We start from the raw sequence: 17,113 nt of genomic DNA, 5'->3' as shown, positions 1-17,113 counted from the left end.
TATGATGTCAATAGAGAAATCACGGAAATATAGTTGACAGTCAACTGCCTAAAAACCGAAAAGGGTACAAAATGAGTTTTGAATCTAACGTCAAACTAACGATCGCTCTTTCTAATCCAGATTTAGATGCAGAGGAGCAAGAACGGGAAACACGGAATCTGCTGCGAGAAATCAGAGACTTAGATGTAGAGAGTGCTGAACTCGTAGCAGTTACAGAAATACCCGCAGGAGCTAGGTCTGTTGGAGGTTTTCTGGTGGGAGTGTTGCAGACAGAGGTGAGTATTGCCAATTTTAAGAAATTGTTGGGATTTTTGGGCGATCACTTGGGTAACAAAACCATTGAATTTGAAGTAGAAGCTAACGGTAAAAAACTCAAAGTTAAAGCTAGCAGTCAGAAAGAATTAGCGGCCGCCATTGAACAAGCTGCTGTTACAATTTCTGGATTAAGCCCTTACGTTTTTCGCACAGTTCCCAGTGATGCAGTTGCAGCGCAGCTATTAGTAAAGTTAATGCTGAAAAAATCACAGAAAAACAATGTGGCATTTTTTTATAATTTTTCCAGTGAATATGGTCGCTCCTTAACATCTCAATTTCAATCATTTGCTACTCAAAATATTGAAAAAAAAATAGAGTTTAATTTGTCAAAACCGAATTTTGATGCAGGAGGATGTTTATGGGGGGTTCCCAGTCCACAATGGCTGCTGGATTCTTCTCAGTAGTCATGAGCGATCGCCTTTCTCAGAAAGCCTTAGATTTCTATCATAAATTATTCTTAACCCAATCTCTAAAATTACGCATAGCTTGACTTCTCCCAATTGTTAAACACTGCTGAACATATTCATTAACTAATTCAACAGTTGGGATATCAGGAAAATTAGGACTAGATTGAGATTTTATATATTTCCCTTCTTTTAGCAACGAAATTTCTAAACCTTGTTGTGTATGTCGCCAAAGTTCAGGAACTCCCAAAATTTCATAATTATCAAATCGAGTCCGAGAGGTAATATCAATTTCGATTGCTAAATCTGGTGGTCGGTCTATATTTAAATCAATGCGATTCTTCCCAATTATAGCAGCTTGATTTTGAATATAAAAACTGGTATCTGGTTCTACTGCTTGCCGCGATCGCTCATTTTTAAGTGTTGTGGAACCAAAAGGCTCAAAATCAATTTGGAGTATTTCTAACAAGATTTTAACTAAATCACCAATAAGCTCTTTATCTTTTTCGTGTTCTGGTAGGGGAACCATAATTTCTAACCAACCATCACTATAAGAAATACGTGCAGAACTCTTTTCTCCCATTTCTGATAAAATATTTTCTAACTGCTGCCAATTAATATCTTTAAACAACATTTGTTGACCAGATTTAACAATAATTTGTTGCAGTTTTAAAAACATGTTACCTCAGAGAGTTGATGTAGTGATTGGATGTAGAAGATTTAATTTACAAATCAACTTTTTTAAAGTATATCGCCTCTGATCATGAGTGTTTAATAAATAAAGGATACAAGCAATGTGGAGATTTTCCCAGAGTAGGGCAGAGAATTAATGATTACTCTGAGTTATTATCGCGTTAAAAAACAGTACAAGCCCTGTACGCTGGAAATTCTACCCACTCTAGTGCGAGAGTTAAGCTAGTGCGCGTCTAAATTGCAGATTTTTTTGTTAAAACTGTCATTAGTCGTTTGTCCAAAGTCCAAATGATCAAGCACGATCACGAAGAAATAAGCAATTAAGATGCGTAACAGCCTAGCAATAATTGCAGTTTGCTCCAGAAGCTTAGTATGACAAAGGCATTCCCAAGCATAGCAAGGCGCTTGAAAAGTACAGGAATCAAGTTGTTGAATATGGGAACCTTCCAAATAACCCGTTTTATCGAAAACTGGAAACGCTACTTCTTGGGTGACACTGTTGATGTCCGCCCCTCCCCCTCCTCTGATGTCCGTCCTTCCTTAGCGGGACCAGTCCTGAGCTTAGGTGGGGGTGGCCCCGATGTCGATGATGCTATCCAGTGGATGATTAACCAAGTTCGGGGAGGTACTAACTCCGCCACTAAAGTTAATGTTGTAGTTATCCGTACTAATGGTAATCACGATTACAATCGGCTAATTTATGCCATGAAGGGCGTAAACTTTGTGGAAACTCTTGTGATTAGCAATAGGCAAGAAGCAAATAAAGCCGAGATTTTTCAAAAAGTCAAAAATGCTGATGTGATTTTCTTTGCTGGCGGCGACCAATGTCAATACATCCGCAACTGGAAAGATACCAAGCTTGAAACTGCTGTTAAGTCAGTTTACCTTAAAGGAGGCGGTGTTGGTGGCACTAGTGCGGGTGCGATGATCCAAAGTGAGTATGTTTACGATGCTTGCGCTTCTTCCGAAAAAGGCATTGAAACTAGAGACGCACTCGAAGATCCCTACCGAGATATTACTTTTACTTACAACTTTTTCAACTGGGGTAATTTGAAGGGAACTATTGTAGATACACACTTTGATAGACGCCAAAGAATGGGTCGAATTATGACTTTCATTGCCCGTCAAATTAAGGACGGTGTATCTAACAGTGTTTTAGGCATAGCAGTTAGTGAAAGTACATCGGTTCTTGTGGATAAAAACGGTTTGGTGAAAGTTATGGGTAGGGGTGCGGCGTACTTTGTACTTGGCAATCATATACCGGAAGTATGCGAACCGCGATCGCCTTTGACTTTTTCTAATTACAAAATTTGGAAAGTTCGCAGTGGCGACACCTTCAACTTGAGAAACCGACCAACCTCTGGGTACTATCTCAGGAGTGTCAAAAAGGGACGGATTGATTCAAATCCTTATTGACTGGGGAGTGGGGAGTAGGGAGTGGGGAGTGGGGAGCAGGGGAGGAAATAATCAATGCCCAATGCCCAATGCCCCATGCTCAATGCCCAATGCCCAATTCCCAATGCCCCATCCCCCTACTTTCTACCAGGGAACCACGCCATTTTCATCAAAAAACCCTCCGCTAGAACCATCATCAGGTAGAGTAGCAAGTCTCACTGCTGCGATCGCTCCCTGCTCAACAGTGCGATGCCCTTGGTATTGATTAATGTCAGTTGCTGTGTAACCAGGATTAGCAGCATTGACTTTAATCGCGGTATCTTTAAGTTCAGCAGCCAACAAAACTGTGATCGCATTCACTGCTGTTTTTGATGAGTTATAAGCAAGATACTTAGAATCAGCGAACTCACTATTTGGGTCAGAGTGTAGAGTCAGAGAACCTAAGCCACTTGATAGATTCACTATTCGCCCTGCTTTTGACTTCTTTAAGAGTGGCAACAGCGTTTTTGTAACTGCAAACACTCCAAATACATTCGTTTCATAAGTGTGTCGCAGTGTTTCAATATCAACTTGACTAGGTGCAAGGTGATCGCCATCACTTAGTATCCCAGCATTGTTCACAAGGATGTCAAGTTTTCCGAATTCGCTCTCGATTTGTTCAGCTGTAGAGTCGATTGTTTTCTGGTCGATGACATCAAGCTGAATTGTTCGGGCATCAATCTGATTTAAACGAAGTTTATTCGCCGCTTCTTCACCACGTCCTATATCTCTTGCACCAACAAGAACAGTAGCACCTCTAGAACCTAGTTGGCGTGCAATCTCATACCCGATACCTTTGTTTGCACCTGTGATCAGCGCAACTTTGCCTTTTAAATCTTCTGACATATTACTTCTCTATTTTGATAAACACTGACAAATGTTACTATCTTTGAGCAAGTCTAGTACAGCGGGCGCCTAAATCCAGCTACTAAACCGTGTCCACCTTGAAAACTGTAGTTCTTTCCGGATGAAAAGAAAAAACCCTCATCCCCTAGCCCCTTCTCCCAAATTTGGGAGAAGGGGAGCCGGAAAGAAGTCCCTCTCCCCCTACTTGGGAGAGGGATTTAGGGTGAGGGCAAAAACTACGGTTCTCAACATAGATGAGGTTTATCTCAATTTAACCAGACAAAACAAGGGGATTTTGTCCCTTGTTTTCCGCCACAGTGTACTAGTGTACAAGAAGTAAGGAACAACACAACATTCAGGATTTAGTAATCTACACAAGTAGTGGGCTGTCGTGTTTCCACCAATAGCCATTCACACTTCAGATAGCGGTTGAGAAAATATTTGCAGCTTAAACTAGCAATTGACTCAAAAATTCTTGGATAAAGTAGATATGCAAACCAAACAGCTTGGCAATTCGGAGCTTCACATTACCCCAATCGGCTTTGGAGCCTGGGCGATCGGTGGAGGTGGATGGGCTTTTGGTTGGGGAGAGCAGGATGACCAGGAATCGATCGCAGCGATCAATCGCGCTCTCGACCTCGGCGTTAATTGGATTGACACCGCAGCTGTCTATGGTCTGGGGCATTCGGAGGAGATTGTTGCTAAGGCGCTCAAAGGTCGATCTAATCGCCCCTACATTTTCACTAAATGTTCACTGATCTGGGATGAAACGCGCAAAACTGGTAACAGCCTCAAGGCAGATTCTGTGCGGGGGGAAGTTGAAGCTAGTCTGCGCCGACTCGACATTGAAACCATTGACCTTTACCAGATCCACTGGCCCAATCCTGACTCAGATATCGAAGAAGGCTGGACGACTCTCAGCAAGCTAAAGGATGAGGGTAAGGTTCGCTATATTGGGGTTTCAAACTTCAATGTAGAACAGTTGAAACGTATTCAGGAGATTGCACCAGTTACCTCATTGCAACCGCCTTATTCACTGGTTAAGCCCGATGTCGAAAAGGAGATTCTGCCTTTTTGTCAGGAAAATAACATCGGTGTGATTGTTTATTCACCGATGCAATCTGGCTTGCTCACAGGAAAGATGACACCTGAGCGGGTTGCCAATTTCCCAGATGATGATTGGCGCAAAAATAATAGTGAATTTCAGGAGCCACGTCTATCTCGCAATCTGAAGTTGGTGGAGGTATTGGAACACATTGGTCAACAACACGATCGCTCCCCCGGTGAGGTGGCGATCGCTTGGACTTTAAGCAATCCGGCAGTGACTGCGGCGATCGTTGGCGGACGCAATCCCAAGCAGGTGGAAGGAATCATCGGTGCTGGGGAATTTCGCCTCAATCAGCAGGAGCTAGATCAGATTGGTATTTTCTTGCGCGAGAATCCATAAAAGAGGTTTTGCGTAAACTTTCAATGGTAGCGATCGCCTGTTTCGCCACAATATCAATTTCCTCTTGGGTATTAAACCGTCCAATACCAAACCGCACTGAGGCATAAGCTAGCTGTTCTGAATGTCCCAGTGCTGTGAGAACATGGGAGGGTGCAGTGGTTGCCGACGAGCAAGCAGAACCAGAAGAAACCGCCATTACTGGCTGCAATCCTAGCAAAAGTGCGGCTCCATCCACCTCCTCAACACTGATATTCAAGTTTCCCGGCAATCGCGCTTGAGGGTGTCCATTGAGATGAATTCCTTCAATTTGCGAAAGCTGTTCCCACAAGTTTTGCCTTAACTGGGTGAGGCGTTGGGTTTCTGTTGCTTGTTCTGCTAAAGCGATTTCTACAGCTTTGCCAAAGCCGACAATTTGCGGTGTATACAATGTACCAGAACGCATTCCCCGTTCATGTCCGCCGCCGTGCTGCTGAGGAGCCAGTTGCACTCTGGGGTTGCGCCTGCGGACGTACAGCGCCCCAATGCCCTTTGGGCCATATACCTTGTGTGCAGTTAGCGACATCAAATCTATTTTCATCGCTTGCACATCTAGGGGAATTTTACCAATAGCTTGGGCGGCGTCGGTGTGGAAAATGATATTGCGATCGCGGCACATTTCCCCAATTTCTGCCAATGGCTGTAACACACCAATTTCGTTATTTGCAGCCATTACCGATACCAAAATCGTCTCAGGACGGAAAGCTTTTTTTAACTCAGTTAAATCAATTAATCCATCTTTTTTAACTGGGAGAATAGTAATTTCAAAACCGAGACTTTTTAAATAATTACAAGGATCAATAACTGCACTATGTTCAGTGGCAACAGTAATAATATGCTGACCTTTTTTAAAATAAGCTTCAGCAACACCTTTAATCGCTAAATTATTCGCTTCTGTTGCACCACTCGTAAAAACAATTTCTTCTGGTGTGGCGTTGATTGCTGCTGCTAAAATCTCTCGCGTTTGTTTCACAGCAGCTTCTGCTTCCCAACCGTAAATATGACTAATACTTGATGGGTTGCCAAAGTGTTCTGTGAAGTAGGGGAGCATTGCTGCTAGTACCCGTTCATCTACGGGTGTAGTTGCGTGGCAATCAAGGTATATCGGACGAATAGACATAATTATTAACTCAAAACTTGACTTAGTTTTTTTAATACACTTAGAACCTGATACAGTTCACTTTCTCGTTTCAAAAGTGTAAATTGGTCAGAAATAGCATACTTTGGCTGATTTTCTTTGGTAAGTTTCAGGAAAATAAAATCACTCCCATTTGTTACTAATCCAAAAGTAGGTTTGTCTTGATTAGGATTAGCCAACATATAAACAAGTGCTTGAGGTATGGCTTCTAAAAGAGAAAAGTTAGACCTTTTAGATTCAATTACTAACAACCATAATTGTTCTTTAATAACGAAAACATCAATTATACCTCTAATAATTTCTCCTTCATCCTCTAAGGCAATTTGTAGAGATTCTTCAGTAGCAATAAAAAATGGCTCACGATAGAATTCTGCCAAGTCTAATAAAGGAGATAACACTATCATTTTGACTGCATTTTCTAAGATTGGTGGGTGCTTTACCAATCTCAGAAAATTAGTTTTAACTCTGTCTAGATATTGTTTTTCTATATCTATGATTTCTGGGAGAGTGTCAAACCACTCTGTAAAAAAATCTTCGCTTTCAGCTTGTTGCAGACCAAACTTTGCTTCTAAATCAGCAAGGCTGACATTATGCGCTTGGATGACTTGAACCATAGTATCATTCAACTGGATATACTACTATCTAAACAAAACCTGGTTGTGTTTGGCATAATTCTAACAATTCTTGTTCTGAGTAGACTCTTTGACTTGAATCATGCTAATTCCCGTAATTTAGTTAAAACTGCCTGAGCATGACCTTTAGTTTTTACATTAGGCCAAGCATAGACAATAATTTTATCAGGTGAAATTAGAAAGGTTGAACGAGTAACACCCATATATTCTTTGCCCATAAATTTTTTCAATCGCCAAGCGCCGTAGGCTTCTGTCAGAAGATGTTCTAGGTCACTTAAAAGGGTGATTGACAAGTTATGTTTGCTGATAAATTTACAATGGGACTTACCCGAATCTGGACTTACACCTAATATTTTCGCTCCCAGTGCGCTGAAGTCTTGATACAACTCGGTGAAATCTTTCGCTTCGGTGGTACAGCCCGGTGTGTCATCTTTGGGGTAGAAGTAGAGGATAATCCACTGACTGCTGAGATCGTCGAGAGTGACTGAATTGCCATTTTGGTCAGGTGTGGAGAAATCTGGCGCTGGTTGTCCGACTTGGGGAATATTGCTCATGATGGTGATGTGAGAGATTGCGTAGGCGTAGCGTGTTGTAAACATCGCTTTAAAATTGTACATATATTGAGCGATATTGCGTATTTACCAACGTCACCAATTCATCAGCAGCAAGGCGATTTGCATAAAATGGGTCTGTTTTCTTAGTTTCAAGTTAATTGATTCTCCACATTTTGATTGTTGAATCCTGACTACCACTGAAAATGGTTTGTCCGTCTTGACTAAATACTAAAGAGTTAACAGCATCTAAATGTCTGATTACAGAGTACATTTCTTCCCCTGTGCTTAAGTTCCACAATTTCACAGCCTTGTCTTCACTACCACTAACTAAAGTCTGTCCATCAGGGCTAATTGCTACAGATAATACAGAACCTGAATGACCAGTCAGAGTACTTATAAGTTCTCCGCTAATCAAGTTCCATACCTTGATTTCTTTGTCATCACTGCCACTAACTAGAGTTTGCCCATCTGGGCTGATTGCCACAGACCGAACAACTCCTCAGGAGGATACTTTCCTGTAACCAGATGGACAAAAGTACGACCCAAGGCAAAGAAATCTGATTGTGGAACAGCATGACCAGTGATTTGCTCTAACGGAGCATAGCCATCAGAAACAAATTTTGTGATTTGACCTGCTGCTTGTTTTCTTTCATAGGTTTCGGTAATTTCCCGCGCGATACCAAAGTCGATTAATACCAATTGTCCATCAGCAGTTAGCATAATGTTTGAAGGCTTTATATCTCGATGGAAAAACTGCTGCTGATGTACTTGGTGCAAAATATTTGCCAACAGTGTTAACCAAAGGACTGCTTGCTTTTCACTGATGGGACGATTACCACGTTTTTCTAACCATTCGTATAAATTTTCTCCATCAATTTTATCCATTACTAAACAGTGAACTGGCTCTTGGCTATTTTGAGGAAAAAACTGAAAATATTCCTCAGCATTAGGAATTCCTGGATGATTTAGTCGCTTTAAAACTTCAGCTTCTTGCTGAAAAAGTGATACTACTTTACTTTGATTGAGTGTAAGAACCTTCAAAATTTTTAGCTTGCCACTATCATTTACCTCAAATGTTTTAGCAAAGCCACCTTTACCTATAGGTCGTGTTACTCGATAACACCCTTCTAGTAGCAATTCAGAGCCACAGCTTTGACAGCGCAGTAGATTGTGATTGTCTGGGTTGTCAGTATTTTGGCAGTTAGGATTGATGCACAGGCTCATCGTCTCAAAAGTGACAGATTTATCTGATATCTTAGCTTTAATTACTGATAACCTGGATAAAATCAGTATCAGAGCGATGCCTGCGGCGGGCTATGCCTACGCACCCATTTCTTGAAAAATTTCTCTCATCAGTTTGAGAGCGATCGCTTGTGTTTATCCGCGATAATAATAACTTAGCCTACAAGTATTTTTGTTTATTTATTCCCACCCTTCAAAGTTCACATGACTAAAGATATGCAACGCGAATTTACCAACCGTGATGAGTTGGTAGCCTACCTCCGCGAACAATTCCCAGATGCAGCAGAACGCGATGACCACATCAGCGAAACTCTAGGAGGACGCAAAGCGGCAGAAGAAGCGCTGCAAAAAATTGACCCAGTAGGCTACGCGCAAACACGTAATTTTTTCATAGGTGCTGTGACGCGACTTTCGCCTTATATCCGCTATGGCGTTTTGAGTTTGCGAGAAATTCGAGATTATGTCCTTCAACAAGTACAGCACCAAAACGATGCTACGAAACTAATTAACGAGTTAGGCTGGCGCGACTATTGGCAACGGTTGTATGTGAAGTTAGGGGATGGAATCTGGAAAGACCAGGAAGAGTACAAAACTGGTTACACTGTGGCTGAATATACACCCGAATTGCCGCAAGATATCAGACAAGGAATCACAGGCAGAGTTTGTATCGACAGCTTTAGCGGTAATTTAAGAGAAACTGGTTATTTACATAATCACGCACGGATGTGGCTAGCGGCTTACATTGTCCATTGGCGGCGTATTCGTTGGCAAGCAGGAGCTAAGTGGTTTCTTGAACACCTTTTAGATGGAGATCCTGCTAGCAATAATATGTCATGGCAGTGGGTTGCCAGCACCTTTAGTCATAAACCGTATTTTTTCAACCGTGAGAACTTAGAACGCTATACGAAAAGCGTTTATTGCCAAGAATGTCCGCTTTACGGTCATTGTGATTTTGAAGGCAGCTATGAAGAATTAGAACAACGACTTTTTCCTAAAGGGGAATTTAGCAAACAAGCCAATAGCCAAAGTTGGCAGCGTGGGAAGAAGCGGCGGTAAGTACAGTTTCGCATAAAATCGTAGCGTTTTTAAATGCAGAAAGATGCATTAACATTGCAGAGGGATACATTGGCATTGCTGAGGGATACATTGACATTGCAGAGGGACGCATTGGCATTGCAGAGGAATACATTGGCATTGCAGAGGGATGCATTGGCATTGCCAAATTTAATTTGCTACGAATTAATGAAATGCTGTACTAAGATTTTTTGCGTCTTAACAGGAAACAAAACCAAAATCTAATGAGTAAACCAATTGTTTGGGTGCATGGAGATTGCCTCAGTCCATACAACCCCGGACTGCAAAAATACCCCGATGCGCCAGCTATCTGGGTTTGGGACGAGGCTTTGATAGAGGAATGGCAACTGAGTCTCAAACGTCTCGCTTTCATCTACGAATGCTTGCTAGAGTTACCCGTTGTTATCCGTCGTGGCGATGTGGCACAAGAGGTTTTAGCTTTTGCTCAAGAACATGATGGGAATTTAGTTGTCACAGCCAACAGTCCCAGTCCCCAGTTTGATCATATCTGCAATCAAGTGGAGCGATCGCTAGCAGTCCAAGTGCTAAAGGTAGAACCATTTTTTGATTATGATGGCTATATTGACCTGAAGCGGTTCTCCCGCTATTGGAAAGTGGCTCAAAATTATGTTAGATAGCCCAATTGTAAAATTATAATGTCTGGGGATCGCTTCTTCTACCAAAGTTTGGCGGCGATCGTAGAAAGGATACGAACAAGTTGAGCAATTAGTTGAGCTTGGTCATACTTACGATATTTCCTTAGTTTACCACGATGATGATTGTGAAGAAAAGGTCGCAGCGATCGCCAAGATAAAGGAGTTGTTTCATCGCCTCAACCTCCCGGAACATTTATGGCAACTGTCTCCCACCACCTTTTTTTGATATTTATTTATATGTAATAACTCACCAAATTTTCGTCTTTAAGTTGTTCTTTCGCTAAAGCTAATGCTTGATGAGCATTTTTAAACTTTGTTTCATCTGTAAATTTATTACCAAAACACTTTAAATAAGCTTCCAGATACCGAATACGTAAGCGTGGATCAGCCGGACTCTCAAGAAAGGGGAGATCAGCTTCAACCATAAACCGGATAGCCAACAAGGGGATAGGGCTACGAAGTGGACGAAAGTCTGGGTTGTGCAGACCAGGACTTTGATTACGTTTATGAAATTCTCCGATCATCAGTCCTGACTCAACAAACAAAGGTTTAAGTTTTTGTTGGACACTATCTATTAGTTTAGAAGCTTCTTCTATATGGATGTCAGGAAAGATAAGTAAAAAAGCTCTATTGATAGCTAATTCCTGCTCTTTAAGTTCCGTCCCAAGGAAGATATCTCGGTAGCCTCCAACAATGTCTTCTACTTGTTTTGGATACAAATCTTTTGCGCGAATAACTGCCAGACGAATACTGTTTGACTTGAGAGAGTAAGGTACAAAAGGGCAAACTGCGCCGGGTCTTCCTAAATTAGGATGAGGTCTTCCTAAAAAATTTTTCACCCAATCTATAGTTTCAATTAAGTAAGGAAGGTCTTCGTGTTGCTGGAGTTGTCCGATTTCAAGAGTTGTATAAAGTTGCATGAGCTTGAGTGAAATGGAATAATTGTTTAATTCGGAATCGAAAATTAGTTTCACAATATTATGTGGCGGAAACTAATTATTATCTAAGTAAACAAAACAAGCCTTGATTTTTTTTTTGTGATTTATCTGTGGATTGTAGCAGATAAAAATGCTCTAGCATTTTTGTAAATTTGAAGAAATTCACACCAAGAAATATACAAACATATTTTCGCACCAAGTGACTTATGTTCATTTATTTTTGGCATTCTAACTAGAATACGTACGTATGTATTATCAAGCAGATGCTCCTACTTTATTTCTTTACACTGCCAAGCTTCTATTATTTTTAACAAACATATTATAAAGTTTATGTGTAAATAGTTATTTTTACTGTAAAAATTTAGTGTTGCTTTAATAGCAACTACAGGTTTAATGTGAAGCTACTATAATTTTTCACAAGTATAGGCTATTATATATATTTATTTTCACTATGAAAATTTAGTATTATTTTAATAGCAACTATAGGTTTACTATCAAGCTAATATATTTTTTTTAAGCAAATTTTATATTATATAGTTATTTTTACTGTAAAAATTTAGTATTACTTTAACAGCAACTATAGGTTTACTATCAAGCTAGTGTAATTTTCTCCAGGTAATATCAAGTTCGGATGATTACTTATAATAAAATCTATCAATGTAGGTTGGGTTTCACTGCCGTTCAACCCAACATGAACAAGGTTAACAATTCAAAATTCACGCATTCAAAATTCAAACATTTTAGACAATTTCAGACGTTCGCGTAGCGTCTCGCAGAGAAGAGGAGTGCGGTCTTGGGGTCTCCCCAAGAGGAGCAACTCCGGGGGATTTAAACCCCGACTGAAACTGGAGCTACCTTTATGGTTGGGGTCTTAAACCCTTTTATTTACGATAAAATGTTGGGTTTCGTTCCTCAACCCAACAAAGCAGATATTATAAGTGTTTAACCGAACGTGATATAATATCAAAAATTACAGCTATTTTCAGGTAAATAGACCACGCGGTAGGGGCACAGCAATGCTGTGCCCTGACGACAGATGTGGTTCAAATACATGAAAACTGCTGTAAGTCCAATTTTATAAGCTGTATATTACTTCAGGTGATTTTTGAAGAAATTATATCATGTCCGCTTGATTACTTATAAAACCCCAAGAACCCCACCCCGCCAAAGCTACACTTTGTCTCCCCTAAGAGCCGGCTCTTAGGGGATTAAGGGGAGCCAGTGCGGTCTTGGGGTCTCCCCAAGTGGAGCATCTGGCGTGTGGGGTGCAATGACTATAGGAATCACAACTAATTACCCGGACATGATATTACCAGACATCTCCGAAAAAGAATGTAGAGGCGCGTTAGCGTAGCCCAGTCCAATTTCGTTTCTCTACAAGGATTTCAGATAACACATAATTAATTTCTGGAGATGTCTTGTGTAGTAGCGAATTACAGCAGATTGCAACAAGTGCCTCTGTACAGATTATTGTAAGGGCACAACATTGTTGTGCCCTTACCTGTGTACCTCATTTACCTGAAAAACGCTGTATATTCGCCCAATACTTTTAAAACATTTTCTTAGACAGACAAGGCTTGTTTGACTTCAACTGGTTCACCAGTCAAGCTAAAAGGGCGAACTTCGGTAATTTTTACCTTGACTAACTGCCCTTGCAATTCTTTGATGTCGCCACTGAAGAATGTCAGACGATTACCGCCAGTACGTCCCATCACCTGGGTTTGATCTTTTGGATTTTGGTCTTCTACTAAAACGGATTCAATGCGTCCAAAGTAACGTTGCGATCGCTCCGCTACTTTCAAGTTTACTAAATGATTGAGGCGTTGGAGGCGATCGCTTTTAATTTCTTCACTCAGTTGATTGTCCCAGAAAGCGGCGGGTGTCCCTGGACGCGGCGAATATGCTGCTGTATTCAACATATCAAAGCCAATATCTTCCACCAGTTTCAGGGTATTTTCAAACTGCGCTTCTGTCTCCCCAGGAAAACCGACAATCGCATCAGCACTAATCGAAGCATCTGGCATATACCGCCGAATGGTATCGATAATCCGGCGATATTTCTCATGGGTATAACCCCGCGCCATCGCTTTTAAAAGTTCATTATCCCCAGATTGAAAGGGAATATGGAAGTGTTCGCAGACTTTGGGCAACTCAGCACAAGCCTTAATTAATCTCTCTGTAAAATAACGGGGATGACTAGTAGCAAATCTTAACCTTTCAATTCCCGGCACATCATGCACATAATAAAGTAAATCTGTGAAGTTGTGCAGATGCCGACCTTCTGGCGTTGTTCCAGGCAAATCTCTGCCGTAAGCATCAATATTTTGACCGAGTAGAGTAACTTCTTTGTAACCTTGGCGTCCTAATTCTTCCATTTCAGCCCGGATAGCTGACGGCGTGCGAGATTGTTCGACACCACGCACATTAGGAACCACGCAATAGGTACAGCGTTCGTTACAGCCGTAAATTACATTTACCCAAGCTGTCACTTTACTATCTCGTCGCGGCTGGGTGATATCTTCAATAATATGAACCAAATCGGTTGCCACAACTTGGTTGCCCTCAAACACTGACTCCAACAAATCTTTCAGACGGTTGGCGTGTTGTGGTCCCATGACCAAATCTAATTCTGGGACTCGCCGTAAGAGCGCTTCTCCTTCTTGCTGGGCTACACAACCAGCAACGATCAGGGTTAAATCAGGCTGCTCATGCTTACGCTTCGCTTGTCTGCCAAGGTAGGAATATACTTTTTGTTCAGCATTATCCCGAATTGTACAGGTATTGTAGAGAATCACATCTGCATTATTCGGGTCTTCGCACCACTCAAAGCCCATGTCTTCCAAAACGCCAGCCATGCGCTCTGAGTCAGCTTTATTCATCTGACAACCGAAAGTAGTAATGTGGTAGTGGCGTTTAGAAGTGGTCATGGGCAATTCTGCTTAATCAGCGTAATGTATGTAAGGTTTATTTTTATTCTAACCCGCGTAACTCAGTGATAAATGCTGATATTTAGGTTATTGCTTAGTTAACTAATTAGAGTGAGGTTATTATTTAGCATCAAAGTCAACTTTATCATAAATATCTGATAGAGGGATTTGAAATTGAAGAGAGGATAGTATTAGGATACTATTCTCTTCTTCATACTCTGAGAAAATCCATTTCTTTTTATCAGTTTTAGAATATTGTTCTAGATGATTTTTGTACTGATCACTCAGAACATATTCCTGAAAACTGGGGATGGTGCGATAAGCCGCAAATTTTTCATCTCTATCATAGCTTCTGGTAGATTTGGATAGCACTTCACAAATCACTAAGGGATTAGTAATTGTATCTGTACGTCCCTCAGAAAATTCTAATGAACCTGCAACAACCATGACATCAGGATATGTATGAATTCGCTTTTTGGGAATCCATAGACGTTGATCAGCGATGAATACTCGATAAGGTTGTCGCTTCAAAGCAAAATTGAGGGTTGCACTCAGATTAAGAGCTATTTGGTTGTGATTTGGTGTTCCACCTATCATGGGTATAATTTGACCATCTATATATTCATGACGATACTCGGAAATGACTTCTAGTTCTAGGTATTCTGTGGGAGAATAGTGGCGTTGTTCTTGTAATTGCATAGGACATCTTTGGGATTTTTGATTTTGCATTGACCAGATGCGATTAATTATGTCTGATCAATGCCATTAGTTTTTACTGTAGCGTTGTTTTTTTAACTCAGAGGAACGCTAAGGGAAACGCAGAGGTAACGCAGAGGGTTTGTTAGCCTGGGTTCCAAGTACCGTGGAAGCTGTGAGGAATGACGCTGGGTAATCCAAGTTTGCAAACGGGTTCGGCATCCAGGCGATCGCTATCAAATACCCAAACTTCACTACTATGAGAATTACCATCGTAGACAACAGTTAGCACCCAACCTTGTTCAGGGTTTTGGCTGTCTTGCGCGTGGATGGGTTCTGAAGGATAACGGTTTTCTCCTAAGTCTGCTTCAGTGAGGGTTTCGGTTTTGTAGTCAAAGCGAGCGATCGCACCGTACCATTCTTTGCCTGTATCTGTACCTTGAGGCATTAATGATACATAAGTATAACGCCAAGGTTGCCCAACTTGCGTAGCTTGCCGCCGTAGGCATCGCTGCACTACGGGAAACTCACACCTGCGGTTGATAACTTCTTGCATTGCTGTCACTTTAGCTGTTTGAGGATTAAGGCTCACTTGCCATAATCTTCCTCTAGGAACTGTGTGTGTCTCACCAGTTGCGATTTCTCTGAGATATTCATTAGTTTGTTGAAAATCTGAATATCTCACCATGTCCAGAATCACAGAATCGTCTTCATCTTCATAGCCATTGCCAAAATGCCAATTAAACCAGGGATCGGTTTCGCCACGACTAACTAAGGATAAGTTTTCCCGGTCAAAAATTAACACCTGGGTTCCTAACTGAGGTTCCCACAACAGAGATTCACTAAAGGTAGTCAATCAACATTCCAAGTGCTTCAAAAAACAGCAAAGTATCTCAGTACATGGCTAAAACTTTGATTTCTCGTCGAAGTTAACTTAATTGACAATACCCTACAATGCCAATGCATTCTGATACATTCAGGACTTACGCAAAATCATGATAAAACGTAGACGGGGAGCGGCTTGCCGCAGGCTACCGCAAAGGAATAAGAGTTTCAGAGAGTTCTTGCAAGCAAATTTACCAAAATCGTTACAAGTCATTGCGAATGAAGCCAAGCGCAATGAAACGATCGCAACATCTGTACTTTGCGATCGCTTTGCTTGACTGCGTTACGCTCGCAATGACAAATTATGTTTTACACATTTGGGATGCTCCCTTTAGGCACTGCTTACTTCAAATGTGGTTAGGAAGTGGCGAGGTGCTGTTTCAGGAAGCGGGAACTCTTCTAGATAAAGTAATGTTGCTTCCTGTAAATTAGCGATCGCTTCTTCTATCGTCTCTCCTTGGCTGGCGGTTCCCACATCTGGACATTCAGCTACGTAAACATCCTCTTCCTAATGCAAGATTGCTGTAAAGGTTCGAGTTTTTGTATTTTTAGCCTGTTGTGATGAACTGATAAAGCGTTTATCTGGCTATCTTTTCATTTATCCTATTGTTGCTTAACTATCTGGAACCAATAACATTAGCGCCTCAATTGCTTCCCAGGTTTGGGACGACACTCGCACTGCTGCTTGTTTGCACTGGATGATAAGATGATTGGCGTAGAGATAATCGCCGAGTGCTTTCGCTTCTGCCTCAGATAAGTTGACCATTTCTTGATTGAGATTGAAAGCATTAAGTAAGGTTTTTTGTAGGCGCTTACCAAATGCCAGACGTGCTTCCCTTGGCTGTTTATCATCAGGAATTCTAGCTTTAAGTGCTTCTAGTTGGGCGATCAGCCCAGTAAAGTTGAGGTTATTGAAGATGTCTGATTTTTTTAGCTCATCAGTATATTTGATGGCCATGGCGATGACGTAGGCGTAGGCGATCGCAACTGCGCGTTTACCCACAGGCTTAAAATCCCCTGGCGATCCAACTGTTACCTGTTCTGCCCAGTTTAATAAAGCTTGTAACTTCGGGGTATTAATAGACCTATCCGCGAATTACTAAATCTATGCTAGTAATAGGTTTGAGTCATTATTTAGGACAGGCGATCGCTGACACTAGTCTGACGATAGAATAAGGATTTCAAGGCTAATAGTC

The 17,113-nt window shown here is 41.3% G+C and carries 19 protein-coding genes and 1 pseudogene; 7 read left to right on the top strand and 13 right to left on the bottom strand.

What is annotated here, in order from left to right:
- Positions 1 to 71: 71 nt before the first annotated feature.
- Positions 72 to 719, top strand: a complete 648-nt coding sequence (locus V7K36_RS25000) for an ABC transporter substrate-binding protein (RefSeq protein ID WP_335120308.1) — start codon at positions 72 to 74, stop codon at positions 717 to 719.
- Positions 720 to 759: 40 nt separating this feature from the next.
- On the opposite strand, the gene V7K36_RS24995 is transcribed toward V7K36_RS25000, so the two are convergent.
- On the bottom strand, positions 760 to 1,398 hold the full coding sequence (locus V7K36_RS24995) for a Uma2 family endonuclease (RefSeq protein ID WP_335120306.1): 639 nt from the start codon (positions 1,396 to 1,398) through the stop codon (positions 760 to 762).
- 386 nt (positions 1,399 to 1,784) lie between these two features.
- Between V7K36_RS24995 and V7K36_RS24990 the strand changes: the two genes are divergently transcribed.
- Positions 1,785 to 2,828 (top strand): cyanophycinase, encoded by a 1,044-nt coding sequence (locus V7K36_RS24990; protein WP_335120304.1) that lies wholly within the window; start codon positions 1,785 to 1,787, stop codon positions 2,826 to 2,828.
- A gap of 123 nt (positions 2,829 to 2,951) precedes the next feature.
- Here the strand turns inward: V7K36_RS24990 and V7K36_RS24985 are convergent, their stop codons facing one another.
- On the bottom strand, positions 2,952 to 3,692 hold the full coding sequence (locus V7K36_RS24985) for an SDR family oxidoreductase (protein ID WP_335120302.1): 741 nt from the start codon (positions 3,690 to 3,692) through the stop codon (positions 2,952 to 2,954).
- A 490-nt stretch (positions 3,693 to 4,182) separates the two neighbouring features.
- Here V7K36_RS24985 and V7K36_RS24980 point away from each other — a divergent pair, with 490 nt between their 5' ends.
- Positions 4,183 to 5,139 carry an aldo/keto reductase gene (locus tag V7K36_RS24980; protein ID WP_335120300.1) on the top strand — a complete coding sequence of 319 codons (957 nt, stop codon included), beginning with the start codon at positions 4,183 to 4,185 and terminating at the stop codon, positions 5,137 to 5,139.
- On the opposite strand, the gene V7K36_RS24975 is transcribed toward V7K36_RS24980, so the two are convergent.
- The 5 genes from V7K36_RS24975 to V7K36_RS24955 all read right to left on the bottom strand — a co-directional run bounded on the left by V7K36_RS24975 (position 5,087) and on the right by V7K36_RS24955 (position 8,723).
- Positions 5,087 to 6,295: an IscS subfamily cysteine desulfurase gene (locus tag V7K36_RS24975; RefSeq protein ID WP_335120298.1), complete on the bottom strand. Its 1,209-nt coding sequence runs from the start codon at positions 6,293 to 6,295 to the stop codon at positions 5,087 to 5,089. The two genes, V7K36_RS24980 and V7K36_RS24975, sit on opposite strands and share 53 nt — an antisense overlap.
- A gap of 5 nt (positions 6,296 to 6,300) precedes the next feature.
- On the bottom strand, positions 6,301 to 6,927 hold the full coding sequence (locus V7K36_RS24970) for a restriction endonuclease subunit R (RefSeq protein ID WP_335120482.1): 627 nt from the start codon (positions 6,925 to 6,927) through the stop codon (positions 6,301 to 6,303).
- 98 nt (positions 6,928 to 7,025) lie between these two features.
- The gene (bcp, locus tag V7K36_RS24965; protein ID WP_335120481.1) at positions 7,026 to 7,499 is read right to left on the bottom strand and encodes a thioredoxin-dependent thiol peroxidase; all 474 of its coding nucleotides are present in this window, start codon (positions 7,497 to 7,499) and stop codon (positions 7,026 to 7,028) included.
- A gap of 154 nt (positions 7,500 to 7,653) precedes the next feature.
- Positions 7,654 to 7,983 carry a WD40 repeat domain-containing protein gene (locus V7K36_RS24960; protein ID WP_335120296.1) on the bottom strand — a complete coding sequence of 110 codons (330 nt, stop codon included), beginning with the start codon at positions 7,981 to 7,983 and terminating at the stop codon, positions 7,654 to 7,656.
- Complete coding sequence (locus tag V7K36_RS24955) at positions 7,953 to 8,723, bottom strand: serine/threonine protein kinase (RefSeq protein ID WP_335120294.1); 771 nt, start codon at positions 8,721 to 8,723, stop codon at positions 7,953 to 7,955. The genes V7K36_RS24960 and V7K36_RS24955 overlap by 31 nt, the downstream gene beginning before the upstream one ends.
- A gap of 222 nt (positions 8,724 to 8,945) precedes the next feature.
- On the opposite strand from V7K36_RS24955, the gene V7K36_RS24950 reads away from it, so the two are divergent.
- Genes V7K36_RS24950 through V7K36_RS24940 form a run of 3 tightly spaced genes read left to right on the top strand, consistent with a single transcriptional unit; the run spans position 8,946 to position 10,453 of the window.
- Positions 8,946 to 9,797 carry an FAD-binding domain-containing protein gene (locus tag V7K36_RS24950; RefSeq protein ID WP_335120292.1) on the top strand — a complete coding sequence of 284 codons (852 nt, stop codon included), beginning with the start codon at positions 8,946 to 8,948 and terminating at the stop codon, positions 9,795 to 9,797.
- The gene (locus V7K36_RS24945) at positions 9,770 to 10,000 is read left to right on the top strand and encodes a hypothetical protein (protein ID WP_335120290.1); all 231 of its coding nucleotides are present in this window, start codon (positions 9,770 to 9,772) and stop codon (positions 9,998 to 10,000) included. Before V7K36_RS24950 ends, V7K36_RS24945 begins: the two co-directional genes overlap by 28 nt.
- Positions 10,001 to 10,039: 39 nt before the next feature.
- The gene (locus V7K36_RS24940; protein ID WP_335120288.1) at positions 10,040 to 10,453 is read left to right on the top strand and encodes a hypothetical protein; all 414 of its coding nucleotides are present in this window, start codon (positions 10,040 to 10,042) and stop codon (positions 10,451 to 10,453) included.
- 251 nt (positions 10,454 to 10,704) lie between these two features.
- Here the strand turns inward: V7K36_RS24940 and V7K36_RS24935 are convergent, their stop codons facing one another.
- From V7K36_RS24935 to V7K36_RS24920, 4 genes and pseudogenes are all read right to left on the bottom strand, one after another.
- Positions 10,705 to 11,391, bottom strand: coding sequence for a DUF6875 domain-containing protein (locus tag V7K36_RS24935; RefSeq protein ID WP_335120286.1), 687 nt, complete (start codon positions 11,389 to 11,391; stop codon positions 10,705 to 10,707).
- Between the two features lie 1,580 nt (positions 11,392 to 12,971).
- Positions 12,972 to 14,336, bottom strand: coding sequence for a tRNA (N6-isopentenyl adenosine(37)-C2)-methylthiotransferase MiaB (miaB, locus tag V7K36_RS24930; protein WP_335120284.1), 1,365 nt, complete (start codon positions 14,334 to 14,336; stop codon positions 12,972 to 12,974).
- Between the two features lie 120 nt (positions 14,337 to 14,456).
- Positions 14,457 to 15,035: a Uma2 family endonuclease gene (locus V7K36_RS24925; protein WP_335120282.1), complete on the bottom strand. Its 579-nt coding sequence runs from the start codon at positions 15,033 to 15,035 to the stop codon at positions 14,457 to 14,459.
- A 142-nt stretch (positions 15,036 to 15,177) separates the two neighbouring features.
- Positions 15,178 to 15,888: pseudogene (locus tag V7K36_RS24920) on the bottom strand (carotenoid oxygenase family protein); the annotation flags it as partial.
- 139 nt (positions 15,889 to 16,027) lie between these two features.
- Between V7K36_RS24920 and V7K36_RS24915 the strand changes: the two are divergent.
- Entirely contained in the window at positions 16,028 to 16,195 is a 168-nt protein-coding gene (locus tag V7K36_RS24915) for a hypothetical protein (protein ID WP_335120280.1), read from the top strand.
- A 53-nt stretch (positions 16,196 to 16,248) separates the two neighbouring features.
- On the opposite strand, the gene V7K36_RS24910 is transcribed toward V7K36_RS24915, so the two are convergent.
- Complete coding sequence (locus V7K36_RS24910) at positions 16,249 to 16,392, bottom strand: type II toxin-antitoxin system HicB family antitoxin (RefSeq protein WP_335120278.1); 144 nt, start codon at positions 16,390 to 16,392, stop codon at positions 16,249 to 16,251.
- Between the two features lie 138 nt (positions 16,393 to 16,530).
- The gene (locus V7K36_RS24905) at positions 16,531 to 16,920 is read right to left on the bottom strand and encodes an NACHT C-terminal helical domain 2-containing protein (RefSeq protein WP_335120276.1); all 390 of its coding nucleotides are present in this window, start codon (positions 16,918 to 16,920) and stop codon (positions 16,531 to 16,533) included.
- Between the last annotated feature and the right edge of the window lie 193 nt (positions 16,921 to 17,113).

Origin of the sequence: Nostoc sp. (genome assembly GCF_036919555.1) — a bacterium.
GTDB lineage: Bacteria > Cyanobacteriota > Cyanobacteriia > Cyanobacteriales > Nostocaceae > Nostoc.
The sequence above is the reverse complement of the archived record's forward strand: the minus strand, read 5'-3'. Positions and strand labels throughout refer to the sequence as shown.

Excerpts from the sequence above, each read along its gene's own strand:
- bcp (WP_335120481.1), bottom strand. The coding sequence starts at position 7,499 with ATGAGCAATATTCCCCAAGTCGGACAACCAGCGCCAGATTTCTCCACA.
- V7K36_RS24915 (WP_335120280.1), top strand. The coding sequence starts at position 16,028 with ATGATAAAACGTAGACGGGGAGCGGCTTGCCGCAGGCTACCGCAAAGG.
- V7K36_RS24970 (WP_335120482.1), bottom strand. The coding sequence starts at position 6,927 with ATGGTTCAAGTCATCCAAGCGCATAATGTCAGCCTTGCTGATTTAGAA.
- V7K36_RS25000 (WP_335120308.1), top strand. The coding sequence starts at position 72 with ATGAGTTTTGAATCTAACGTCAAACTAACGATCGCTCTTTCTAATCCA.
- miaB (WP_335120284.1), bottom strand. The coding sequence starts at position 14,336 with ATGACCACTTCTAAACGCCACTACCACATTACTACTTTCGGTTGTCAG.
- V7K36_RS24985 (WP_335120302.1), bottom strand. The coding sequence starts at position 3,692 with ATGTCAGAAGATTTAAAAGGCAAAGTTGCGCTGATCACAGGTGCAAAC.
- V7K36_RS24975 (WP_335120298.1), bottom strand. The coding sequence starts at position 6,295 with ATGTCTATTCGTCCGATATACCTTGATTGCCACGCAACTACACCCGTA.
- V7K36_RS24950 (WP_335120292.1), top strand. The coding sequence starts at position 8,946 with ATGACTAAAGATATGCAACGCGAATTTACCAACCGTGATGAGTTGGTA.
- V7K36_RS24955 (WP_335120294.1), bottom strand. The coding sequence starts at position 8,723 with ATGAGCCTGTGCATCAATCCTAACTGCCAAAATACTGACAACCCAGAC.
- V7K36_RS24935 (WP_335120286.1), bottom strand. The coding sequence starts at position 11,391 with ATGCAACTTTATACAACTCTTGAAATCGGACAACTCCAGCAACACGAA.
- V7K36_RS24980 (WP_335120300.1), top strand. The coding sequence starts at position 4,183 with ATGCAAACCAAACAGCTTGGCAATTCGGAGCTTCACATTACCCCAATC.
- V7K36_RS24995 (WP_335120306.1), bottom strand. The coding sequence starts at position 1,398 with ATGTTTTTAAAACTGCAACAAATTATTGTTAAATCTGGTCAACAAATG.
- V7K36_RS24990 (WP_335120304.1), top strand. The coding sequence starts at position 1,785 with ATGACAAAGGCATTCCCAAGCATAGCAAGGCGCTTGAAAAGTACAGGA.
- V7K36_RS24940 (WP_335120288.1), top strand. The coding sequence starts at position 10,040 with ATGAGTAAACCAATTGTTTGGGTGCATGGAGATTGCCTCAGTCCATAC.
- V7K36_RS24925 (WP_335120282.1), bottom strand. The coding sequence starts at position 15,035 with ATGCAATTACAAGAACAACGCCACTATTCTCCCACAGAATACCTAGAA.